This is a genomic window from Lawsonibacter sp. OA9 (assembly GCF_022440585.1).
The window spans coordinates 329678-353693 of record NZ_JAKNTI010000022.1; the positions used below are offsets into that span (position 1 = coordinate 329678).

The following is a 24016-nucleotide window of genomic DNA, read 5'->3' on the forward strand; positions in this document are numbered from 1 at the left end:
TACTTAAATGGGACAACAGGGGGCAGAATGTTTGGACCATAATGATATGAGGATCAAGGAGAGTATCGAGGCTCATGAGGCGCTTCAGAAATATTGCGATGTATATTTTGGAAGGAGAGAAAAGATGGTACAAAACTATATGAGTAAATTTGTTACTCCCGAAGTGGCGGCAAAAGCGGTTCGATCCGGCGACTGGGTAGATTACGGCTTTGGCGCGGGCTTTCCCGAACTGATGGACCGGGCGCTTGCGGCGAGAAAAGAGGAGCTGAAGGATGTCAAGATCCGGGGCGGCCTGGTGATCCGGCCCCGGATCGAGGTGGTGGAGCGCGACCCGGAGCAGTCCGCGTTCACCTACTACAGCTGGCATATCGGGGACTATGAGCGGAAGCTGCAGAGCAGAGGGCTGGTGAAGTTTCTGCCTATGATGCTCCGGGCCCTGCCGGAGCTCTACCGGAGCTATATCAGGGTCGATGTGGCCTTCGTCCCTGTGTCCAAACCGGATGGGGACGGCTACTGCGGCCTGGGAATTTCCAACTATGCCTGGCGGACGATTTTTGAAAACGCGCGTACGGTGATCTTTGAGATCAATGAGCGGCTGCCCAAGCTTCAGGGGGTCAACGGCTCCCACCGCGTCCACCTGTCGGAAGCCACGTATGTCGTGGAGGGGGTCCATGAACCGCTGCCTCTGCGTACCTATAAGGACCCCTCGCCGGTAGATATCCAGATTGCCCGCAATGTGGTGGCGGAGATCCCGGACGGGGCCGTGCTGGGGCTGGGCGTAGGCGGCGTTCCCTTCACTGTGGCCAAGATGCTGGCGGAATCCGACCTGAAGGACCTGGGCTGCTGGACAGGCACTATCAGCGATGCCTTCCTGGCGATCCACAAGGCGGGAAAGCTGACCAACGCCCGCAAGGAGGTGGATGCCGGTTACTCTACCTGGAACCTGGCGATGGGCTCTCAGGAGCTGTATGACTGGCTGGAAAATGAGCCGGAGCTGTTCTATCCCGGCGATGTGGACCATGTCCATTCCCCGGAACGCATGGGGAAGATGAGCAATTTCATCAGCATCAATGGAGGTGTTCAGCTGGACTTGATGGGACAGGAGAACGCCGAATCGGCAGGCAGCAGGCAGCTGTCCGGCATAGGCGGCCAGATGGACTTTCTGGAGGGCGCCTTCCGCTCCAGGGGCGGACGGGGCTATATCTGCATCAATTCCTCCAGAAGGGACAAGGAGGGCAATCTGAAATCCAACATTGTTCCCACCATTCCGGGGGGCAGCACCATATCTGTCCCCCGTACCATGGTTGAGTGCGTGGCTACTGAGTACGGCGTGGCCCATCTGCATGGCCTGTCTTTAGGCGAGAGAGCCGCTGCCATGGCCGCTATTGCTCACCCTGACTTCCGGGAGGAACTGCTTCAATACGCTAAAGATAACTTCCATTGATAGAGAAGAACTATCGTGATCTCTAGGGGCAGCATCATAGCGTTTCGCATACTCCATGCATTTGTCGTCTTGATGCGGTCAAGATGCACATACCATGGAGGAGCTTGGTATTGCTGAAATGGAGAGGATATAAGTTATGTTTAGTGATAAAAATGGATGCCAACTGACTTGAGAAAGAAAACGTAAAATATGGCCTTCACGCCCTCCGATGTGGCCCTTGCCCCACCGGAGGGCGTGATACTGTTTCTGCGCCCTAAAGTATATATGTCACGCATATCAAAGTCCCTGTTCCTTATGTCTCGGAGAGCAGATGCTCATCTATGTACTGCGCTTTTTCTAACCTTTGGAAACTGTGGGATTACGACAGAGAAAGTGACTTGGCCGTTTTCACAGCGGTTGGTAATCCGGCCGCGGTGCCGGGACACGATTGCCCTCGCAGTGGACAGGCCGATCCCATAGCCGCCGGTAGCGCGGGCGCGGGAGGAGTCCGCCCGGTAAAAGCGGTCGAACCAGCGGGGCAACTGGGCGGTATCCGCCCCTGCGCAGGGGTTGGAGACAGAGAGATATATATTCCGTCCCCGCTGGCCCAGGGAGAGACGGATCGTTCCCCCTGGATCACAGTATTTGACCGCGTTGTCCAGCAGAATGGAAAACAGACGAAACATATTTTCCTGCACCCCACGGAGCTCGACAGCGGGTGGGATGTGGGCCTCCAGGCGTTTGCCCTCCGCCTCTGCCAGCGGCTGAAAGCCTTCTGCGCTGGCCTGAGCCACCTCGCTGAGAGAAAAGGAGGTAACGGCGCTGTCCTCTATGGTTTCCTCTGTCCGGGCCAATTCCACCAAGTTTTTAATCAGCTTGTCCATCCGGGTAATCTGTGCCTGGGCGCTGTCGATCCACTTTTGTTCGGTATTCGGCTGACGCAGCAGCTCCACGTCCGCCGCCAGAATAGCCAGCGGCGTTTTCAGCTCATGGGAGGCGTCGGTGACAAACCGTTTCTGCCGCTCCAGATTCTCCACGAAGGGTCTCACCGCTCGTTTGGACAGTAGCATCAGCAGCAGAAAGACGATTACGGCGCAGGAGATGGCCACGATGACAGTGATACGGAGGGCGTTATAGGCGAACTGGAGCTGGAGAAAGCAGTCCAGCACGACAATAGTGCTTCCTCCATCCTCATGATGAAATATGCCATAGCGGTAGTAGTTGGCATAGCCCCGAGGCCGGTCAGAGGAGAGGATCTCATTGATGCTCTCTACTACGGCCTGTCGGTCGACGGCGGCGATATGGTCGATATCGACGCCCCGTACTTCCTGGTCGGCGGTCAATTCCACGATGAAATAGCGGGTCTCGAAGGGAGTCTCCTGGGTAATGTGGAACCCGAAGGCCGCTGCCGGGTCGTGAGTCTCCGCCGGGGCAGGGAATACGCCGTCGTTCTCATAAAGCAGTGTGATGGCGCGGTCCGCCCGGCTCGTGGCGGTGTAGTGGGCGCCAAGGCCAATGGCAGTGCACAGGACGGCCAGCGTCCCCAGCAGGGAGAGCATGGCGATGAGGATGAACCTCCGGCGCAGAGAGCGGATCATGAGATCTCCTCCAGCAGGTATCCCTGCCCACGGCGGGCTACGATGCGGACATTAGCGCCCAGAGACTCCAGCTTCCGCCGAAGATAGGAAATATAGGCCCAGACCACATTGATCTCCGCCTCGCTGTCATAGCCCCAGATCCGCTCCATGAACCGCTCTGTGGAGATGGGGCAACCGATATGACACATCAGAAGCTCAAGCATCTGGAATTCCTTGCTGCCCAGACGGATGGAGGAGGGACCGCGGCGCAGCTCGAAGGTGGTGCGGTCCAGGGTGATGTTCCCAGCGGAGAGCAGGTCGGGGGTATACTCCGTGCCCCGGCGGGTCAGAGCCCGCACCCTGGCCGTAAACTCGCCGGGGTGAAAGGGCTTGGGGAGATAGTCGTCCGCGCCGCTGTCCAATCCGGCGATCCGGTCGGCCACTTGACTTTTCGCGGTAAGTAGGAGTACAGGAGTTGAGATGCCCCGGTCCCGGAGTGCCCGGAGGACCTGGAGCCCATCCAGCTTCGGCATCATGATATCCAGGACCAGACAGTCGTAATTCCCGGTCAGCCCATAGTCCAAGGCGTCCTGCCCGTCATGGACGATATCCACCGCATAGTGCTCCCGACTCAAGAGAGCCTCCAGAACGTCTGTCATCTCTGTCTCATCATCGGCGACCAAGATCCGCATTCAGATCCCTCCTTTTGGGCAGAAAAACCCAAAGTGATACGCTCCCCGGCTAAATTACCTCGATACGGAGCGGCCATCCCCCTGCGCATGCTGTCCAGTCAGGCGGTGTCCCGGCCCAGATCCAGATCACATTGGATGGAGCCATCGTCACAGAGGACAAAGAGCAGATCAACCGCTTCCGTGTCCTCTTTGACCACCACATACCCCGCCCCCTCCTGATCGGTAGAGGCGTCAATGACAGTGCCCTCGGAGAAGGAGATGGTGATGGTACCCAGAGGACCCGACTCCTTATCCAGAACGGTCACCTCCAGAGTCATTTTCCGCGGAAGGCCGGAAACCCGCAGCTCCCCCCACTCATCCAAGGGATATTCCGCGCTTTTGTCACCCGCGGAGAGCCGGATGGACTGCTCGGTCAGGGGACTGCCGTCCTCCCGCTGAAAGCTGGCGAGGATGTTAAGGCTTCCTTCCCCGGTGTCGCCGGAGGAAGCGAGGGGAGGCGCGGAGGATGAGGAGGAATGGTCTGCCTCTACTGTATCAGTACACCCTCCGGAAAACAAGAGCAAAAATGTGAACAACAAGACATAAGCTGTACGATTGATGGATTTCAATTATTCATACCTCCTGTCAGCCCGCCGCGTAGGCGGGGTTCTGCCTGCCATTGTAAAAGTCAAACTCAAAATGTACTTAAAAAAGGCGGCGGACCTTTTTTAACTTGGTTTTAAGTTCTGTCTTTATAATGGCCCCATTGAAAGAAAAGGAGGAAGCGTCCTTGATCGAGATCGAACATCTCACCAAACGATATGGGGATATCACCGCGGTTTCTGATCTAAGCATTAGGATCGAGAGCGGACAGATCTATGGATTCCTGGGGCCCAACGGAGCGGGGAAGTCTACTACGATGAACATGATGACCGGCTGCCTGTCAGCGACGGAGGGTCATGTGAGAATCGGAGGATACGACATTTTTGAGCAGCCGAATCAGGCCAAACGGCTCATTGGCTATCTGCCGGAGCAGCCGCCTCTGTATATGAACGAAACCCCGGAGGAGTACCTGCGTTTCGTGGGGGAGGCCAAAGGGCTGCATGGTCTGGAGCTGAAGAACCAAATAGAGGAGGTCATGGAGCAGACTGGAATAGAGCGGATGAGGGGCCGCCGGATCTCCGCTCTGTCCAAGGGCTACCGGCAGCGGGTGGGTATTGCCCAGGCGCTGCTGGGAAACCCGCAGGTCATTGTCCTGGATGAGCCCACGGTGGGGCTGGATCCGCTCCAAATCATTGAGATCCGCGACCTGATCCGTGAGCTGGGACGGACCCACACGGTGATCTTCAGCTCTCACATCCTTTCCGAGGTCCAGACCATCTGTGACCAGATCATCATGATCGCCCACGGAAAGCTGGTGGCCTTCGACACTCCGGAACACCTGGAGCGTACTCTGATGACGCCAAACGAGATCACCATCACGGCGGAGGCACCCGAGGACGAGGTCAAGGCCGCCCTGTCTGGGGTTTGCGGAATTACGGACATCGACTGGAGAGAGGGAGAGCAGGGCTTGGTCACAGCCTGCATCCACACCGGGCTGGAGCGCATCCACGAGGCATCTAGGGCTATCTTTTTTGCCTTTGCCGACAGGAGAATCCCCCTGCTGGAGATGAGCCTGAAAAAAGCCAGCCTAGAGGACGTGTTCCTGGAGCTAACGGAGGCATCTCCTCATGATGAAAATGGAGCGGAAGGGGAGGTGGAGCAGGGATGATAGCAGTATGGAAACATGAGCTGAAGAACTATTTTCACTCGCTGACAGCCTATATCTTCGGCGCTTTTCTGTTGGCCTTTATTGGGTTGGGCGCTCTGCGCTACAACATTCAGGCCGCGGTCAGCAATTTTGAGTTCGTACTCAGCTATGGCTGCCTGATCTTCGTGGTCATCGTGCCCATCCTGACCATGCGGGTCATCGCGGAGGAGCGCAGACAAAAGACGGATCAGCTGCTTTACTCCCTGCCCATTACCACGGTGCAGGTGGTCCTGGGCAAGTATCTGGCTCTGCTGGTGGTCTATGCCGTCCCCCTGTGTCTGATCTCCCTGTACCCGCTGATCTTCTCCCAATACGGGGACGTATACCTGCCCACCTCCTACGGCTCTATCCTGGCCTTTTTGGTCCTGGGTGCCGCGCTGATCGCGCTGGGGATGTTCCTCTCCTCTCTTACGGATAACCAGGGCTTTGCCGCCGGCATCGGCATTGCGATCATCCTGTTCAACTATTATAGCGTGAGCCTGTCTGAGTATGTATCCTCCACCGCATTCGGGTCTATGGTGGCCATCTGTGTACTGATACTGGCCCTGTGGGGGATCATAAGATACCTCACCAAAAATGAGACGCTGGCTTACGGCGTCAGCTTTCTCCTTCTGGCGGTCACCGTGGTCGCCTATCAGATGGATGCGGCCTCCTTTGAGGGGCTGCTCCCCAAAATCATGACACAGCTGTCACTGTTCGAACGCTTCTATGTCTTTGTCAACGGAGTTTTCGATATGACAGCCATTGTCTACTATGTTGCTGTGATCGTATTTTTCCTGTTCCTGTCGGTCCAGTCCCTGGAGAAGAGGAGGTATAACTGATGCGCAAGCCAAAACTTTTCCAATCGGCCCCACAGAGAAAGGGAAACCAGAACGCCTTTCGGGGCGGCGCCTATTCCATTGTCGTCACCGCGGTGGTGCTGGCCATTCTGGTGGCAGTCAATGTCTTTGTCTCCGCCCTCCCCTCCAACCTGACCAAGTACGACATGAGCGCCACCAAGCTCTACTCCATCACTAGCAACACCAAGGTGGTGGTCAACGCGCTGGAGGAGGATGTAACGATCTACTGGGTGGTCCAGTCGGGGAAAGAGGACGACGTAATCGAAAATCTGCTCAATAAGTACGAAAGCCTCTCTGACCATATCCAGGTCGTGAAAAAGAACCCGGACGTATTCCCCACCTTCGCCCAGCAGTACACCGACGAGACGGTGACTAACAACAGCCTGATCGTGGAGTGTGGGGATCGGAGCCGCTATATCAGCTACAACGATATCTATATCCAGGAGGCGGACATATACTCTTACTCCTACAATACCTCCTTTGACGGTGAGGGGGCCATCACCTCCGCCATCGACTATGTGACCGCAAAGGAGCTGCCCCAGCTCTATCTACTGGAGGGACACGGGGAGGCGGAGCTGCCCGCCACCTTCCAGGAACAGCTGGAGAAAGAAAACATCCAAGTCGATCCTCTCTCCCTGCTCACCGTGGACGCGGTGCCGGAGGATGCCGGCTGTGTCATGATCTACGGCCCGGATAGCGACCTGTCCCAGAAGGAGGTGGAGATGCTGGACGAGTATACCAGCGGCGGCGGCAAGCTGCTGGTCATGGCGGGCCCCACCCAGGAAGACCCTCTGGATGAGCTGTACGGGCTGATTGCCAGCTACGGTGTGACACCCAATGAGGGCGTAGTGGTGGAGGGCGACCGGGAGCACTACGCCTTCCAGGTCCCCTATATCCTGCTGCCCGACATGAACAGCCACGGGATTACCGATTCGCTGATCGAGGAGAATTACCTGGCCATCATGCCCATCGCCCAGGGACTGACGGTGTCGGCTGACGGGGAGGGGAGCGGGGTGACTTCCCTGCTCACCACCTCGGCCGCCTCCTTCAGCAAGGCCGCCGGTTATGACCTGGACACCTACGAGAAGGAGGAGGGGGATATCGACGGCCCCTTTGCTCTGGCGGTGTCCATCGACTGTGGGAGTGGAGGTCAGATTATCTGGTTTTCCTCCTCCGCGTTCCTGGATGATATGTACAACGCCTATTCCTCCGGGGCCAACGGGGACCTGGCGATGAACGCGGTGTCCTCTCTGATTGGAGAGAGCGAGGCCATGGCCATCCGGAGCAAATCCCTGAATTACAATTATCTGACTATCAACGACGCTGTGTCCTCTCTGCTTCAGGTGGTGATGATCGGCGTGTTCCCCCTGCTGTATCTGGGCATCGGGATCTGGGTGGTCTTGAAGAGGAGGCGTGCGCAAAATGTACCGGTCTAAACGGATCGTGATTTTACTAGCTGTCCTGGCGGTGTGCTGCGTTGCGGCATTTGCCGCCCTCCAGGTACAAGAGCGCCAGGAGCGGATTGAAACCAGCGGAGAGGTCGTCCTGGAGATCGACAGTGACGCGGTCCAGACCCTCTCCTGGACCTATGAGGGGGAGACCCTGTCGTTTCACCGGGATGGGGACTGGCTCTATGATGGAGATGAGACGTTCCCCGTGGACGGAGAAAAGGTAGGCGAGCTGCTGGAGACGTTCCAATCCTTCGCAGCGGCCTTCGTCATTGAGGAGGTGGAGGACCCAAGTCAGTACGGCCTGGATGACCCAGTATGCACCATTACGCTGGGTACAGGTGAGAACAACTACGAGATACTGCTCGGCGACTTCAGCGCCATGGATTCCCAGCGATATGTGTCCATTGGGGATGGAAAGGTGTATCTGGCCGCCAGCGACCCCCTGGACCAGTTTGACGCGGGGCTCCGCGACATGATAGACCACGACGACATCCCGGAGCTGAATCAGGTGACCCGGCTGCGGTTTGACGGGGTGGAGAACTATACAGTCACCTATGAGGAGGACAACTCCGCAAGCTGGTGCGAGGAGGACATTTACTTTACCCAGCGGGATGGAAAGACGCTCCCGCTGGACACTGGGCGGGTAGAGGATTACCTGCATAATATCAGCTACTTGGCCCCCAACAACTATGTGACCTATCATGCTACTGAGGAGGAACTGGCCAGTTATGGCCTGGATGAGCCGGAGCTGACGGTGACCGTGGACTATACAGCCGAGGACAGGGCAGAGGAAAAGGCCTCCGGTACTCTTATACTCCACATCAGCCGGGACCCGGAGGAGCGCTTGGCCGCCCAGGAGGCGGCAGATACCGGGGAAACGGAGGAAGAGGAGACGATTACCGCCTATCTGCGAGTGGGAGATTCCCAGATTGTCTATCAAATTACGTCGGAGGATTACCAGGAGCTGATGGCCGCTTCCTACGATGACTTGCGGCACCAGGAGGTGCTGTCCGCCGACTTTGGGGATATCTGGCAGATCGAAGTTACTCTGGAGGGGGCCAGCCATACCCTTACCGTCCAGGGCGAGGGCGAGGACCGGACCTGGCTCTACCAGGGGGAGGAAGTGGATATCTCCGCGTTCCAGGAGGCGCTGGAGAGCCTGAGTGCCGACAGCTTTACTGACGAGCGGCCTTCCCAGCGGCAGGAGATTGCCCTGACCGTCTATCTGGACAACGACGCATTCCCGCAGGTGGCGGTGGAGCTGTACCGCTGGGACGGCGAGCACTGCCTGGCGGTGGTGGACGGGGAGCCGGTCTCCCTGGTGGCCCGTTCCGGGGCCGTGGACCTCATCGAGGCAGTCCAGGCCATCGTGCTGAACTGAAGCCCCGTCCGCCGGACAGACCGCGCCCCATGGGGCAAAAGGCATAAAACAGGGCCGCCGTTCTGAAAAACGGCGGCCCTGTTTTTCTGTATGCCAGCGATCAATAGGCCACGCCCCAGAGGATGGAGTGCTTGGCGGGCTTGCCGCAGCAGACGCATACGTCGCCCACCTTCTCCTGCTTCAGGGGCATACACCGGGAGCTGACCCCGGCCTGTTCCTTCATCTTCAGCTCGCAGTCCAGCTCGCCGCACCACATGGTTTTGGCGAAGCCGCCCTCAGACTCCATAAAGGCCTTGACCTCCTCCAGGGTGTGGCACACCTTGGTGTGGTCCTCCAGGTTCTTCTGGGCCCGGGCAAATAGTCCGTCGTGGACCGAGTCCAGCAGCTCCTTCACCTGGTCCTCCAACTGAGCCAAGGGGACAAAGACCTTCTCCCCAGAGTCCCGGCGGCAGACGCAGCATTGGTCCTTCTCCATATCCTTGGGACCGATTTCCACCCGCAGGGGCACGCCCTTCATCTCGTACTGGGCGGCCTTCCAGCCCATGGACTGGTCACTGTCGTCCAGGCCTGCCCGGATGCCGGCGGCCTTCAGCCGGTCCAGCAGGGCGTTGGCCGCCTCCAGCACGCCCTCCTTATGCTGGGCTACGGGGATGACCATCGCCTGGATGGGGGCGACGCGGGGGGGCAGGACCAAACCGTTGTTGTCGCCATGGGTCATGATGATGCCGCCGATCATCCGGGTGGACACGCCCCAACTGGTCTGGTGGGGGTAGTGGAGCTGGTTGTCCTTGCCGGTGAAGGTGATGTCAAAGGCACGGGCGAAGCCGTCGCCGAAGTAATGGCTGGTGCCCGCCTGAAGGGCCTTTCGGTCGTGCATCATGCACTCCACAGTGTAGGTCTCCTCGGCGCCGTTGAATTTCTCCTTGTCCGTCTTACGGCCCCGGACCACAGGCATGGCCAGCACATTCTCCATAAAGTCGGCGTATACGTTGAGCATCCGCATGGTCTCTTCCCGGGCTTCTTCCGGGGTGGAGTGCATGGTGTGGCCCTCCTGCCACAGGAACTCCCGGTGGCGCAGGAAGGGGCGGCTGGTCTTCTCCCAGCGTAGGACGGAGCACCACTGGTTATACAGCTTGGGCAGGTCCCGGTGGGAGTGGATGACATTTTTGTAGTGCTCACAGAACAGGGTTTCGGAGGTGGGACGGATGCAGTAGCGCTCCTCCAGCTTCTCGCTTCCCCCCATGGTCACCCAGGCGCACTCAGGAGCGAAGCCCTCCACATGGTCCTTCTCCTTCTGGAGCAGGGATTCGGGGATGAGCATGGGAAGATATACGTTTTCGTGCCCGGTCTCCTTGAAGCGCCGGTCCATCTCTCGCTGGATGTTCTCCCAGATAGCGTAGCCGTAGGGGCGGTAGATGAACATGCCCTTGATGGATGAGTAGTCGATCAGCTCCGCCTTTTTACACACGTCAGTGTACCACTGGGCGAAGTCTACCTCCATGTCGGTGATTTGTTCCACCTGCTTTTTGTTGGGGTTCTGAGCCATGTCGTTTCAGTCCTTTTATATCGTGATATGAGATTGGAAGACTTATCTTGTCCATTGTATGGATTCCAAGCGGAAAAGTCAAGGTTTCCCGGAAAGTTCCCGGAAAAATCTGTGTCTGTGCCGTTGCGTACCTCTCCTCTCAGTGATATACTTACTGCATATGACAAGACAGGGGAGGGAGGGCTATGGACGCCCAGGAGAGAAGACAGGCCATTGCCCGACGGCTGGAGCGGGCCCGGAGCCCGGTCAGCGCCACTGCTCTGGCCAGAGAGTTTTCGGTCAGCCGTCAGATCATTGTAGGGGATGTGGCCATCTTGCGGGCCGGGGGCCAGGGAATCACCGCCACCCCAAGAGGCTATATGGTACAGAACGCGCCTTCCGGCCTGGTGCGGCAGATTGCTGTGAAGCACGACGGACAGGCCATGGAGGCGGAATTGAACGCCATGGTAGACCAGGGCTGCACGGTGCTGGACGTCATCGTGGACCATCCGATCTACGGTCAGCTCACCGGACCGCTCCAGCTATCCGACCGGTATCAGGTGGGGCAGTTCATCGCCCGGTGCCGGAGTCAGGCCGCTGCCCCCCTTTCCCAGCTAACCGAGGGGATCCACCTTCACACCCTGGCCTGCCCGGACCAGGGGGCCTATGAGCGGGTACGAGAGGCGCTGGCTTGGCAGGGCATCCTGCTGGAGCGGTGAGCTCCATCCAAAAGATACCATTGGCAGAGCCTGGCTCTGCCGTAGTATACTGAGACTGTCGAAAAGTGGCCGGAAATGACGGCCTCAAAATTTATTCCGCCGCCTGCGGGCACCGGAATTCCTTGCGGGAGGGCTCTTTCGACAAGCTGAGTATACTGCACCTAACCCAACACTCACCACACTCTACGACAGACAGAAAGGAACGCTATGAAACACAAGACTCTGAGATCCCTTGCCGCCGGCCTGCTGGCCATGGCCATGACCCTGCCTCTGCCCGCCTCGGCAGCCGGGACGAAGCTCTCCGACGTGCCCGAGAACTCCTGGTACACCGCCGCGGTGGAGTACTGCTGGGAGAAGGGGATGATGGAGGCCACCGACGCGCTGGAGTTCCTGCCGGAGGCTCCTCTAACCCGTGCCATGGTGGCCGCCGCCCTCTATCAGATCTATGACCGGCCCCAGGTGTCCCTGGAGCGGGAGGAGTTCGAGAGCGGGACGGAGGAGGACGAGGACCTGGACCAACAGGACCAGGCACTGACCAGTCCCTTCTCCGATGTGGACCTGGACGACCCCGATGCCGACGCCATCCTCTGGGCCTGGCAGGAGGGGCTGGTCACCGGCTATGATGACGGCCGGTTCGGTCCCGACGACAAGGTGACCCGGGAGCAGCTTGCTGTCATTCTCTGGCACACCTTGGGGGAGCCGCTGTCCCAGGTGGCCGCCCCCTTCGCGGACCGGAAATCCATCGCCAGCTGGTCCATCGACGCGGTAGAGTGGGCCTGGTCCGTGGGTCTCATCTCCGGCAAGCCGGGCAACCTGTTTGACCCCACCGGCACCGCTACCCGGGCCCAGGGGGCGGTCATCCTAATGAATTACGACCTGTCCTTCATCCATGTACCGGAAACGGAGCCTGGCCCCATTCCAAGCAACGACTATGACAGCGGCAGATTTGTGGTCAAGAACGGCTTTTTGACCTATACGGGGGACGCCCCCAGCTACATTGGGGTGGATGTGTCTTCTCACCAGAAGCAGATCGATTGGACCCAGGTGGCCGGTGCCGGGGTGGACTTCGCCATGATCCGGGCGGGTTACCGGGGCTATACTGTGGGCAGCATCAACAAGGACGCCTATTTTGACTACAACATCCAAAATGCCCTGAGGAACGGCCTGGAAGTGGGCGTTTACTTCTTCTCCCAGGCTACCACGGAGGAGGAGGCGCGGGAGGAGGCCCTCCAGCTTCTGGAGTGGATCGAGGGCTATGATATCACCTACCCCGTGGTCTTCGACTGGGAGGAGGTCAGTGATTCCGACTCCCGGACAAAGGACACCGACGGAGAAACGGTGACCAAATGCGCCAAAGTCTTCTGTGACATCATCGAGGAGGCCGGCTATATCCCCATGACCTACGGCAGCCCCTCCAAGATCTATGCTGGCGGCCTGGACCTGGCCCAGCTCCAGGACTGGCCCTTCTGGCTGGCCCACTACACCACCGGCTGGGTGCCCACCAGCTTCCGCTACCACTACCATATGTGGCAGTATTCTAGCAGCGGCACGGTCCCCGGCATCCCGGTAAAGGTGGATCTGAACCTGTGCCTCACTGATTGGTCGGACTGGGGAAAGAACTGAAGCCTGGATCCCCAGCCGGAGGAATTTTCTTGACAAACTGAGTTCACGCGCTATAATGGGCTGTACAGGTGTCTTGACACCTGTACAGCTTTTTTATTTTGTGTGGGAAAGGCGCGTTACGAATGAGAGAGTTTCTAAAACGGAAAAACATCGAGATATCCGCCAAACGGTACGGTATCGACGCCCTGGGGGCCATGGCCCAGGGCCTGTTCTGCTCCCTGCTCATCGGCACCATTATCAAGACCCTGGGCCAGCAGTTGTCCCTCTCCTTTTTGGTGGATGTGGGACAGTTTGCCTTTGATATGTCCGGTCCCGCTATGGCGGTGGCCATCGGTTACGCCCTGAAAGCCGATCCGATGGTCCTCTTTTCCCTGACTGCTGTGGGCTGGTCCGCCAACAAACTGGGTGGCGCGGGCGGCCCCCTGGCTGTTCTGTTCATTGCCATCATCGCCGCTGAGATTGGCAAAATGGTATCCAAAGAAACCAAGGTGGATATCCTGGTCACCCCCGCCGTCACCGTATTCGTAGGCGCGGGCCTGTCCCTGCTCATCGCCCCGCCCATCGGCGCCGCGGCCAAAGCTTTTGGTCAACTCATCCAGGACGCTACTGTTCTCCAGCCCTTCTGGATGGGGATTGTCGTAGCCGTACTGGTGGGGATTGCCCTCACTCTGCCCATCTCTTCCGCCGCTATTTGCGCCGCCTTTACCCTCACCGGCCTGGCCGGAGGCGCGGCGGTGGCCGGCTGCTGTGCCCAGATGGTGGGCTTTGCCGTCATGTCCTTTAAAGAGAACCGCTGGGGCGGTTTGATCAGCCAGGGCATCGGTACCTCTATGCTCCAGATGCCCAACATCGTGAAGAATCCCCGAATCTGGATTCCCCCCACGTTGGCCTCCGCCATCACCGGCCCCATCGCCACCTGTGTATTTCACCTCCAGATGAACGACCCCGCTGGCGGCGTGGCCTCTGGCATGGGGACCTGCGGTTTCGTGGGACAGATCGGCGTATGGTCGGGCTGGGTCAACGATGTGGCTCTAGGAGTTAAGGCGGCCATCACCCCCTTTGACTGGCTGGGTATGGCTCTGATCTGCTTTATTCTCCCTGCCATCCTGTCCTGGTTCTTCTGTGAGATGCTGCGGAAGATCGGCTGGATCCGCGAGGGAGACCTGGTATTGCCTCAGTGATGGCAAAAAAAGAGGGCAGGCCCCGGTGGGGCCTGCCCTCTTTTTTTAAAATGTAGCTGGCAGCCAGCCCAGTTCCTTCAGCTGGCCCAGCGTATCCACTGGGAGATTGGAGGCAGTGCCACGCTCCAGGCGGAAGCACCAATAGGCCCGTGAGCGGGCAGGATAGCTCTCCTGAATGTCAGAACAGAGGAATAGTACCGTGTCTCCATCCCTTAATCCATGGAACAGGTTCCCGGTTCTAGAGCGGTCTCCCAAAATGATGGGATCACCGTGCCGGTCAATCATAATATGAGAACCGTCACCAGCTTGGAGATACTGACCCCATATCAGGTTCCAGCCTGTGGCCTGCAAAACGCCAACCGCGGCAATCCCCAGACAGGCCAGTACCAGCAGGGAAGCCAGCAAACCTTTCAGCGCCCTTTTCAATGTTCTTTCCTCCTCTACGCAGGAATACCATCTGTTTTATTAGACGAAAATAGAAGGGGTTTGTTTCACGCTAAGAAAAATTTTTCCATTAAAAGGCTGCGTGACTGTTGTGACTCCCTTAGTTGGGATAACTTCTTAGGTATCTGGAGCCCCGACAGATATTACATCAGAAGTATCTACAAGGTTTTTCCGTCTATGCGGGTTCTGCTATGCTTTGTGTCTCATCCGGCACTATCTTATCCAGGATATACACGACCGGATGTGATGGGCCGTGCAGTCCTTGCGTCTGTCCGTATCCACATTGTCATGAATGGCGGTGTATCGGACGCCGAATATGGAGACCTTTCCCCAATGTTCAGTGGGTTTCAGCCCAGGCGGTTAAACGAATCTGGAGTATCCATCATCCACACAGAACTTCGGATTGGGTAAGTAGCGTTCAGCGGCGTACTGCTCCAGTATTTTCTTTTGGAATACAGGTTTTCAGCTTGCCCTTCGGAGCTTTGTGGGCCTAGGTGGAAACGCAGACGCTACCCGGATGACTCTGTTGTGGGACATTTGTGCCTCAGTGAGTTGGATTCCTGCGTTGACGTTTTGCGTTCAAGATGATCCGGTTTGCAAATGGATCCTCCTTCTGAACATTTAATAAACCTTAATACAGAAAGAGGACTTTCGGCAACATTGCCGAAAGTCCTCTTTTTCCTCAGACGGAGATAGAGAGTGCCATCTTTCCGTGACTCGTCGAAAAAATCTGCCCGCAGGCGGCATAGGGGTCAGAATATCAAGTGTTGAGCGCGCAATTTTGAATGATATAATCGCGCACCTTCTGGGCGGCAGGAGAGATGGGATGGATCTTAGGATAGGTAAGGTAAATGGTACGCACGAACTCCTTCTCCTGATCGGAAATAGGAACGATATAGACCTTATCCGTATCCATGGCCGGTACCTGCGGCAATACGGACACGCCAAATCCCAACCCGACATACTGCAACGCGGCATTGCACTCCCGCACTTCAAACACAATATTAGGAATGATCCCATGCTGAGAAAAGACCTGATCCATATTGGACCGCAGGTTGCTGCTGTGTTCCAGCATAATCTGCGGCTCGTGAGCAAAATCATCAAAGGAAACAAAACTGTGGCCGGAAAGAGGATGGTTGGCGGGGACTGCCAGATAAAGTGGCTGACGGATAACCCCTACCGACTCCGCCCACTCGGCCTGATGAAGGCTGAATCCCAGATCCAGTGCGCCAGAACGGATCTGGTTCAGGATATCATAGGAAGCGCTTTCTGTAAAATGAAAGCGAATCTGGCGGTTTTCCTCCTGCTGATAAAATCCATCCACCAGAGCGGGGATCATGGAGGCGGAAACGCTGTGAAAATATCCTAATCGGACAATCTGGGGGGCGTTGTTGGCCATCTGCCGCAGCACATTAGAACCGTCCTGCAGAAGAGTAAGAGCTTGCTCCACATAGGGAAGAAACTGCTGCCCATAGACTGTCTGAGTAACCTTCCGGTTTTCCTTCTGGAACAGCTTGACCCCCAATTCCTTCTCCAACTCATTGATGGCGTAACTCAAGCTGGGCTGAGAAATACACAACTGCTCAGCAGTGCGTGTATAGTGCAGGTTGTGTGACAAAACCTGAAAATATTGCAGCTGGAGCAGCGTCATAGTAACCCACCTTTCTATAAAAAGAATCTATTAATACATAAAGAATATTGGATAGATGGGAAATTGTCAAGCTTGGATCAGGCAAAGAGTAGTTAAAGATTACTGGTGTTGGGACTGCTCCTGACAGGCAGAGGTGAAATAATTATAGATTTTTCTCTATAAATCCAATTCAAAACAAGTATTAGACATAAGGTTGTGCTAAATGTTAAATTTAGATTAGATAAAAGAGCTATTTACAGCAAAATTATCAAAGGAGTGTTGAATACTATGGCAAAAGAGATCACTACAGAACAGATTGAAATGTTGGAAGAAATGGTTGCCAGAGCCCGTAAGGCTGCGGCAATCATTGAGACTTACGATCAGGACAGAGTAGATCACCTGTGCCAGGCAGTTGCGGCGGCTCTTTATGATCTGAAGGTCTGGGCGCAGCTCAGCGATGAGGCCGTGGATGAGACCAACTTGGGCGATAAGGTGACGAAGCGCAACAAACGCAACAAGCTGAAGCTGATCCTGCGCGACTGTATGCGGAGCAGAAGCGTCGGCGCTATTGAAGAAATCCCGGAGAAGGGGCTGGTCAAATATGCCAAGCCAGTGGGGGTAATTGCCTCTCTGGTACCTACTACCAATCCTTGTCTGACACCTGCCGGCCAGGTAATCTACGCTATCAAGGCACGAGACGTTATCATCTGCAGCCCTCATCCACGGGCCAAAGTGGTGACCAACAAGTGCATTGACATCATTCGGGAAGTCCTACTCCGTGAGGGCGCCCCCGCCGACATCATCCAGGGTATTCAGCAGCCCTCTATCGCTCTGACTCAGGAACTGATGAAACGCTGCGATCTGGTTATCGCCACCGGTGGCCGGCCCATGGTCAAGTCCGCTTACTCCTCCGGCACGCCCGCCTATGGATCCGGTGCGGGCAATGCTACTGTGATTATCGATAATACTGCTGATACTCCTGAGCGCCAGCGTGAGGCAGCGCAGAACACCCGCATCTCCAAGACCTCTGATTTCGGTTCCGGTTGTTCCTGTGACGGAAACCTGGTCATCCACGAATCTATCTATGACAAAATGGTAGACGCGCTTAAGGCCGAGGGCGGCTATCTAGCTAACGAAGAAGAGGCGGAGAAGCTCAAGAGTGTCATGTGGGACGAGATGGGGCACCGACTTCCCGGCACTGTGGCCATCAGCCCTCAGAAGCTGGCTGAGGCTGCCGGGTTTGAGATCCCCGAGGACCGGAAATTTATTATGGTCACGGGTGGTGGTATTGATCAGATTGGCAAAGAATACTTCTTCTCCTCTGAGAAGCTGACCACTCTGCTGGCTTTGTTCAAGTATGAGGGAGAGTTTGAAAATGCCCTGGACATGATGCGGGCCATCTTCGAGGTAGGCGGCAAGGGCCACTCCTGCGGTATTTACTCTTGGGATGACGGCCACATTGACCGTCTGGGCAAGGCGGCCCCTGTCTCCCGCATCATGGTGCGCCAGCCCAATAACAAAGGTAATGCCGGATCCGCCACCAACGGTATGCCTCCCACGTCCTCCATGGGCTGCGGGACCTGGGGCGGCAACATCGTTTCCGAGAACATTGCCCTGAAACACTATATGAATACCACTTGGGTGGCCCGTCCTATCCCCGAGGATATGCCCTCTCTTCAGGAGCTGTTCGGTAAATTTTATAAAGATGGCATGGATGAGGAGTGATCCGACTATTTTCCTGTGGTCATCTAACTGTTGAAAGGAGCTTTGTGATGCAACATAGTATTCAGGAGCTGACTGAACTGGCGAAGGAGGCTCGTCGGACCACAATGGAAATGATTGCTAGCCTGGGAAAAGGTCATGTTGGCGGCGCATTGGATATTGTGGACGTACTTACTGTACTCTATTATGAGGAAATGAATATCGATCCGAAAAATCCCCAAATGCCTGGGAGAGACCGCTTTGTGCTTTCTAAAGGACATGGAGGTCCCGGAGTTTATTCCATTCTGGCCATGAAGGGTTATTTTGATCGGAAGGAAATATATACCCTGAATAAGCCAGGTACTATGCTACCCAGTCATTGTGACCGGCTTTTGACTCCTGGAATTGATATGACCACCGGCTCTCTGGGGCAAGGCCTATCTGCCGCCGTAGGCATGGCGCTGGCTGACCGAATCGATGGGAACGGCGCCAGAGTGTATTGTATCATTGGTGACGGCGAAAGTCAGGAAGGCCAGATCTGGGAGGCTGGTATGTATGCAGCACAGGCCAAACTAGGCTCATTGACCTGCTTTCTAGACCTGAACGGCCAACAGATTGACGCCCCGGTAGATGAGGTCAACTCCATGATTGATGCGGCAGCTAAGTGGCGCGCATTTGGCTGGAACGTTCAGGAAATCGACGGCCATAACCTCCAGGCCATCTATGACGCTATTGAGCAGGCAAAAACCTGTATGGACAAGCCCAATATGATTGTGCTCCACACCATAAAAGGAAAAGGCTGGAAAAAAATAGAGGGGACGACCAAGTCCCATAGTATGCCGGTGACTGCGGAAGATCTAAAAGATGCTCTGCAGGACCTGCAGTAAACGGTGATCAGGAGGTGAAATCATGGAAAGCAAAGTTGAAATGAGAAAAATTTTTTGCGATACCCTGATCGACTTGGCAAAAGCGGATGAACGCATCTGTATCGTCAACTCAGATTCCCGACAGATCTCCGGTACACGGGACTTTGAACAGGCCTATCCTGACCGTGCGTTTAATGTAGGAATTGCGGAAGCCAACATGGTGGGCGTGGCGGCCGGGCTGGCTGTCAGTGGAAAACGTCCATTTGTCCATGCGTTTGGTCCCTTTATGACGCGCAGGGTTTTGGATCAATTGACGATTTCTCTGGCGTATAGTAAACTGAATGCGGTTTTGGTAGGCCTGTCTCCCGGAATTGTCGCTGAAATTAATGGCGGGACCCATCAGAGCTACGACGATATTGCCGCTGTACGAGGAATCGCAAATACTACCATTGTGGAGCCCTTTGATGGTATGCAGCTTCGTCAGATGATTCCAGCCCTATTGGATCTGGACGGCCCGGTGTATCTTCGCTATGACCGGGCTGTGGCTCCTTGTTTTTACGGTGATGACTACCGCTATCAGCTTGGTAGGGCTGATATACTGCGTAAGGGCAGTGATGTCACTCTGATTTCTTCCGGTATTATGCTGACTCAGTGCCTGGAAGCGGCCCAAATTCTGAAGGAGAATGGGATTGAGGCACGGGTTCTAAATATGCATACCATTAAGCCGATAGATCAGGAGGCAATCATTCAGGCTGCCCGCGAAACTAGAGGGATCATTACAGTGGAAAACCACAATATTATCGGTGGCCTGGGAAGCGCGGTAGCTGAGGTACTGGCGGAAAACTATCCGGCCCCTATGCGCCGCATTGGCATTCGGGACCGGTTTGGTGAGGTGGGCAATCGTGCTTACCTTCGCCAGTGCCTTGGAATTGACACTGGAGACATCGTAAAAGCGGCAATGGAATGGAAGTAATCAAAAGATATGCGATAGAAAGGAGCGCAAAAATGAAAAAAACTATAAGCGCAATGTTAGCAGCTGTCCTTCTACTGTCACTGACAGCCTGCGGAGGTAACAACAATAACAGCGATAACAATTCATCCTCTGCTATCAATGCGGATGGAAGCCGTGAAACCTATGTGACGTTCAAGGTTGGTACCAGCCACAATGCGGAATCTTTTTTCTATGCTGGCTTGGCTGAGTTTGAACGGCTGGTTGAGGAGAATACCAAGGGGGCGGTTCAGGTCGAGGTCTTTGCTGATGAGGCTCTGGGCACCGAGGGTGAGATGGCTGAGGGTGTGGCCATAGGCACAGTAGACGCTTGTCTGGTAGGCTCCAGCTCAGTAGCAAAACTGGATTCTAATTTTAATGTGTTTAGCTTGCCTTATCTTTTTATTGACAGTGACCATGTAGACGCTGTCTTTGCAGGTGAACCAGGGCAGCTTTTCCGAGACAATATCTGGAACAGCAATCATGTTATGATCCTAGATTACTGGGATTCCGGCTTCCGTCATTACTCAACTAACAAGGGAGAAATCAATGGTCCCGAGGATATGGCTGGACAGCTGATTCGTATTCCTGATAACCCCATTCAGGCTGCCACAGCTGCCGCTCTGGGTGCGTCTACTTCTACGTTGGGCTATAAAGAAGTCTATCTGGCTTGTTCCAACAATACTGTAGACGGTCAGGAAGGCCCTATTTTTGCTTTCTGTGATGATAACTTTTACGAAGTGCAGAAGTATATGGTTCTGGATGGCCACATTTACACAGTTATGGGCCTGCTGATGAATGGAAATGTCTGGGAAAAGTTGACCGATGAGGACCAAGAAATTGTAATGCAGGCTGCAAAGGACGCAGGCCTGGTGGAAAAGAATGGGATTCGCCAGAGCGAGGCTGAACAGATTGAGTTTTTAAAGGAAAAGGGAATGACAATTAATGAGAACCCCGATAAAGAGGCTTGGCGTGTGGCAACTGCCAGTGTATATGATCAGTTCGCTGATACCTATGGCGCAGATCTGATTGACCAAATCAAGAACTTCCAGTATTAATGTGTGCTCCTTTCTTCCAGATTGCGGAGCTTCTGGTTCAGGCCAGAAGCTCCGCGGTTCCCAATGTTAGAATTGAAAATCAATAAGATCGAAAGGAGATATTTTATGCATTCGTTCAACCGAAAACTACAAAAAATCTCCCGCGGCATTTATAAGGTTTTTTTTGTCTTTGCTACAGTTAGTTTTGCCGTACTGCTTGTAATTCTCCTAATCAATGTATTTTCTAGAAACTTTCTCAACGGTGCGGTCGCGTCTATTGAAGAAGGAAGTAGATTTATTTTTACATGGATCATGTTTCTGGGAATTGCCATCGGTGTGTACCGGAAAAAGCATCTAGGTGTGGAATTTCTGGTGGAAAAATATCCGCCCAAGCTGAAACGGGCTTTTTCCATAATCAGTGAGATTTTGACTATTCTGCTGTTTCTGGTATTGACCATTTATGGTTTTAAGTACTCTGCCAGTACCATGAGAATGTATTCTCCAATTATGTCTATCCCTTATGGATTGGTTTATCTCTGTATTCCTCTGTGTGGCGCATTCAGCTTATTTTATAGTATTGCCGGGATCATAAACGACCTGTATGGTGACGAGGAGAAGGGGGAGGGCAGCAAATAATGGTTTCTACCCTGTTGATTTTGATGATTGTTCTCTTCCTGATCCTAGTCATCTTTACTGGTACTCCCATTGCGGTAGCTTTGGGGCTGTCCGCAATCGCTGAACTGGTTATGCAGGGAGAGGTCCCGCTGATGATTGCGCCCCAGCGTATCTTTAACGGCGTAAATAGTGTGACACTGATGGGCATTCCCTTCTTTATGCTGGTGGGCTCTATTATGGAGCGCAGTGGAATTACCCAAAAACTGATTGATTTTGCCAACTCGCTGGTTGGCTGGCTGCGCGGTGGCCTGTGCTATGTAGGTGTTCTTACCGGCATCCTGATGGGCGGTATTTCCGGGTCCGCTCCCGCCGATACCGCGGCTTTGAGTTCTATTATGGTGCCGAGTATGGAGCGCAGCGGCTATCCAAGAGAATACTCCGCGGCCCTGATGGCCAGTTCTGGTACGCTAGGAATCATTATTCCCCCCAGTATGCCCATGATTGTATTGGCCAGTATTACTGGTATTTCAGTTGGGAAACTATTTCTAGGTGGTATTATCCCCGGTATCATGATTGGTGTTTCTTTTATGCTGGTCTGCGGGATCACCTGCTATGTACGCGGCTATGATAAAAACCACTGCAACCATTTCTCTGTTACCCAGGTTCTGAAGACGTTGCGGCATGCCCTGCTTCCGATTTTCGCTCCGGTCATTATCGTAGGTGGCATCCTGACTGGCATTGTAACCGCTACTGAATCTGCCATCACAGCAGTGGCTTATACCTTGATTGTTGCGATGGTGGTCTATCGGACTATCAGGATAAAGGACCTCCCAGAGATGTTTGTGGAATCAATAATTGGTGCCTCAAATGTCATGTTTATCATTGGCACATCCAGCCTCTTTGCTTGGATTTTGCAGAGCAATAACTTCCAGCAAGTTATTTTAAATCTGTTCGGTGATTCGGTCAGCAATAAAATCTGGGTCATGTTTATTGTCAACTTGGTGTTCTTTATCGGGGGGTTCTTTCTGGAGGGCACCGCCATGCAGATTATGTTTATCCCTGTTCTACTGCCCATTGTTCAGGCAGCCGGAATTGATACAGTTGCCTTTGGTGTTACCGTAATCTGCAATATAGCCGTAGGCAACCTGACTCCTCCCGTCGGCGTTTGTCTGTATGTAGCGGCCAATTCCTCTAACGCCAAGGTAGAGGGGATTATCCGCGAAATTATCCCGTTTGTCCTAATTACGCTGGTCGATGTTGCCATTTTGGTTGTGTTCCCGCAGCTGATTACATTTATTCCTAATATGATGAACGGATAAAAACAACGATACAGGATAAGGAAGGGTTTCTATGCCATTGAATCTGGTGGAAGAAATCAAAATTTGTGAAGTTGGACCTCGCGACGGCCTGCAAAATGAAAAGAGGATCTTGACCACAGAGGAAAAGTTAGTGCTGATCGAAGGTGTTGTACAAGCAGGTTTCTCCGTAATTGAAGTGGGATCCTTTATGAGCCCTAAAGCGGTCCCTCAGATGGCCAATACCGATGAGGTATTTCAAAATTTGAAGCGCAAAGAAGGTGTGGAGTACCGCGCGTTGGTCGCTAATTTAAAAGGTGTGGAGCGGGCCGCCGCCTGCGGTTGCAAAAAGGTCAAGCTGAATGTCTCCGCCAGTAAAGCGCACAATCTGGCCAACCTAAATCGGACTCCGGCGGAGACAGTGGAGGGTTTCTACGGCTGTATGGACGCGGCAAGGTCTGTGGGAATTGAGGTCTCCGGCTCGATCTCTATGGCCTTCGGCTCCCCTTGGGACCGGGAGATCCCTCTGTCCGACGTAAAGGAAATTGTGGACGCCTATCTGGCCGTGGGCGTGACGGAGATCTCCCTGTCCGACGCCTCTGGTCAGGCTTACCCCACACAGGTATATCAAATCTGTACCGATATGGCAAAGACCTATCCCCAGGTAGCCTGGTGGCTCCACTTCCACAATACCCGGGGGCTGGGGATTGCGAACATCATGGCTGGAATGCAGGCGGGCTTCACCCGGTACGATTCCGCTTTTGCAGGCGTGGGCGGCTGCCCCTTTGTGCCGGGTGCAGCAGGCAACGTGGCTACGGAAGACGTGGTCCACATGTGCGATGAAATAGGGATTAAAACCGGCGTGGATTTGGATCAGGCTATGAAGGTCAGCCGCCAGCTCGTCCAACTGCTGAACCATGGAACCGACAGCTATCTGCTGCGGGCCGGAAAGTCCAGTGATCTGATTTCTGAACTGCCCACTGGACAGCTTAGAAATCAGACATTAAAATAAAACAAAAGTGTTCCGGCTGAGACAGAATGCTTTTGGGTTATTCAAGCGAAAGGGAACGATATGAGAAAGCGATTTTATCGGAAAAGCCCCTCTCCTGCCGCGCAAGCCATTGCAGGCTGTACAGTGAGTGTAGCAGGCATTTGCGCCGGGTTGTTCTATTTTATCCCTATCCATGAGGGTATAGGTACCTTGTGGACTATGTTCTGCGCGGTAATTGTGGGTATCTAT

At 54.8% G+C, this 24016-nt stretch carries 21 protein-coding genes; 15 read left to right on the top strand and 6 right to left on the bottom strand.

Going from position 1 to position 24016, the window contains the following annotated elements:
* Window positions 1-139: 139 nt before the first annotated feature.
* Window positions 140-1444 carry an acetyl-CoA hydrolase/transferase family protein gene (locus MCG44_RS02545; protein WP_412531129.1) on the top strand — a complete coding sequence of 435 codons (1305 nt, stop codon included), beginning with the start codon at window positions 140-142 and terminating at the stop codon, window positions 1442-1444.
* A gap of 314 nt (window positions 1445-1758) precedes the next feature.
* Here MCG44_RS02545 and MCG44_RS02550 read toward each other — a convergent pair whose 3' ends face one another.
* The 3 genes from MCG44_RS02550 to MCG44_RS02560 all read right to left on the bottom strand — a co-directional run bounded on the left by MCG44_RS02550 (window position 1759) and on the right by MCG44_RS02560 (window position 4300).
* Entirely contained in the window at window positions 1759-3021 is a 1263-nt protein-coding gene (locus MCG44_RS02550; protein WP_240286629.1) for a sensor histidine kinase, read from the bottom strand.
* Window positions 3018-3692: a response regulator transcription factor gene (locus MCG44_RS02555; protein WP_147571125.1), complete on the bottom strand. Its 675-nt coding sequence runs from the start codon at window positions 3690-3692 to the stop codon at window positions 3018-3020. The genes MCG44_RS02550 and MCG44_RS02555 overlap by 4 nt, the downstream gene beginning before the upstream one ends.
* Before the next feature lie 98 nt (window positions 3693-3790).
* Window positions 3791-4300 (bottom strand): hypothetical protein, encoded by a 510-nt coding sequence (locus MCG44_RS02560; RefSeq protein ID WP_240286631.1) that lies wholly within the window; start codon window positions 4298-4300, stop codon window positions 3791-3793.
* A 161-nt stretch (window positions 4301-4461) separates the two neighbouring features.
* Here MCG44_RS02560 and MCG44_RS02565 point away from each other — a divergent pair, with 161 nt between their 5' ends.
* Genes MCG44_RS02565 through MCG44_RS02580 form a run of 4 tightly spaced genes read left to right on the top strand, consistent with a single transcriptional unit; the run spans window position 4462 to window position 9152 of the window.
* A complete protein-coding gene (locus MCG44_RS02565; RefSeq protein WP_240286632.1) occupies window positions 4462-5442 on the top strand; it encodes an ABC transporter ATP-binding protein in 981 nt (326 codons plus the stop codon).
* Complete coding sequence (locus MCG44_RS02570) at window positions 5439-6302, top strand: ABC transporter permease (RefSeq protein WP_240286633.1); 864 nt, start codon at window positions 5439-5441, stop codon at window positions 6300-6302. The genes MCG44_RS02565 and MCG44_RS02570 overlap by 4 nt, the downstream gene beginning before the upstream one ends.
* Window positions 6302-7756 (top strand): GldG family protein, encoded by a 1455-nt coding sequence (locus MCG44_RS02575; protein WP_240286634.1) that lies wholly within the window; start codon window positions 6302-6304, stop codon window positions 7754-7756. Before MCG44_RS02570 ends, MCG44_RS02575 begins: the two co-directional genes overlap by 1 nt.
* Entirely contained in the window at window positions 7743-9152 is a 1410-nt protein-coding gene (locus MCG44_RS02580; RefSeq protein ID WP_240286635.1) for a DUF4340 domain-containing protein, read from the top strand. Before MCG44_RS02575 ends, MCG44_RS02580 begins: the two co-directional genes overlap by 14 nt.
* 100 nt (window positions 9153-9252) lie before the next feature.
* Here MCG44_RS02580 and proS read toward each other — a convergent pair whose 3' ends face one another.
* On the bottom strand, window positions 9253-10698 hold the full coding sequence (gene proS, locus MCG44_RS02585; RefSeq protein WP_240286637.1) for a proline--tRNA ligase: 1446 nt from the start codon (window positions 10696-10698) through the stop codon (window positions 9253-9255).
* A gap of 185 nt (window positions 10699-10883) precedes the next feature.
* On the opposite strand from proS, the gene MCG44_RS02590 reads away from it, so the two are divergent.
* From MCG44_RS02590 to MCG44_RS02600, 3 genes are all read left to right on the top strand, one after another.
* Window positions 10884-11396 (top strand): transcription repressor NadR, encoded by a 513-nt coding sequence (locus MCG44_RS02590; RefSeq protein WP_240286638.1) that lies wholly within the window; start codon window positions 10884-10886, stop codon window positions 11394-11396.
* A 207-nt stretch (window positions 11397-11603) separates the two neighbouring features.
* Window positions 11604-13019 carry a GH25 family lysozyme gene (locus MCG44_RS02595; protein ID WP_240286640.1) on the top strand — a complete coding sequence of 472 codons (1416 nt, stop codon included), beginning with the start codon at window positions 11604-11606 and terminating at the stop codon, window positions 13017-13019.
* Window positions 13020-13141: 122 nt separating this feature from the next.
* Window positions 13142-14200, top strand: coding sequence for a PTS transporter subunit IIC (locus MCG44_RS02600; protein ID WP_240286642.1), 1059 nt, complete (start codon window positions 13142-13144; stop codon window positions 14198-14200).
* 45 nt (window positions 14201-14245) lie between these two features.
* Here the strand turns inward: MCG44_RS02600 and MCG44_RS02605 are convergent, their stop codons facing one another.
* Window positions 14246-14626, bottom strand: a complete 381-nt coding sequence (locus tag MCG44_RS02605) for a hypothetical protein (protein ID WP_147571115.1) — start codon at window positions 14624-14626, stop codon at window positions 14246-14248.
* A 778-nt stretch (window positions 14627-15404) separates the two neighbouring features.
* Complete coding sequence (locus MCG44_RS02610; RefSeq protein WP_147571114.1) at window positions 15405-16295, bottom strand: LysR family transcriptional regulator; 891 nt, start codon at window positions 16293-16295, stop codon at window positions 15405-15407.
* A 267-nt stretch (window positions 16296-16562) separates the two neighbouring features.
* Here MCG44_RS02610 and MCG44_RS02615 point away from each other — a divergent pair, with 267 nt between their 5' ends.
* The 7 genes from MCG44_RS02615 (at window position 16563) to MCG44_RS02645 (ending at window position 23788) form a co-directional block, all read left to right on the top strand.
* A complete protein-coding gene (locus MCG44_RS02615; RefSeq protein WP_186853166.1) occupies window positions 16563-17999 on the top strand; it encodes an aldehyde dehydrogenase family protein in 1437 nt (478 codons plus the stop codon).
* A 47-nt stretch (window positions 18000-18046) separates the two neighbouring features.
* Window positions 18047-18862 (top strand): transketolase, encoded by an 816-nt coding sequence (locus tag MCG44_RS02620; RefSeq protein WP_186853165.1) that lies wholly within the window; start codon window positions 18047-18049, stop codon window positions 18860-18862.
* A 22-nt stretch (window positions 18863-18884) separates the two neighbouring features.
* The gene (locus MCG44_RS02625) at window positions 18885-19814 is read left to right on the top strand and encodes a transketolase family protein (protein ID WP_186853164.1); all 930 of its coding nucleotides are present in this window, start codon (window positions 18885-18887) and stop codon (window positions 19812-19814) included.
* Window positions 19805-20887, top strand: a complete 1083-nt coding sequence (locus MCG44_RS02630; protein WP_240286644.1) for a TRAP transporter substrate-binding protein — start codon at window positions 19805-19807, stop codon at window positions 20885-20887. The genes MCG44_RS02625 and MCG44_RS02630 overlap by 10 nt, the downstream gene beginning before the upstream one ends.
* Before the next feature lie 105 nt (window positions 20888-20992).
* Window positions 20993-21502, top strand: a complete 510-nt coding sequence (locus tag MCG44_RS02635) for a TRAP transporter small permease (RefSeq protein ID WP_186853162.1) — start codon at window positions 20993-20995, stop codon at window positions 21500-21502.
* Entirely contained in the window at window positions 21502-22800 is a 1299-nt protein-coding gene (locus MCG44_RS02640; RefSeq protein ID WP_186853161.1) for a TRAP transporter large permease, read from the top strand. The genes MCG44_RS02635 and MCG44_RS02640 overlap by 1 nt, the downstream gene beginning before the upstream one ends.
* A gap of 31 nt (window positions 22801-22831) precedes the next feature.
* Entirely contained in the window at window positions 22832-23788 is a 957-nt protein-coding gene (locus MCG44_RS02645) for a hydroxymethylglutaryl-CoA lyase (protein ID WP_240286646.1), read from the top strand.
* Window positions 23789-24016 lie beyond the last annotated feature (228 nt).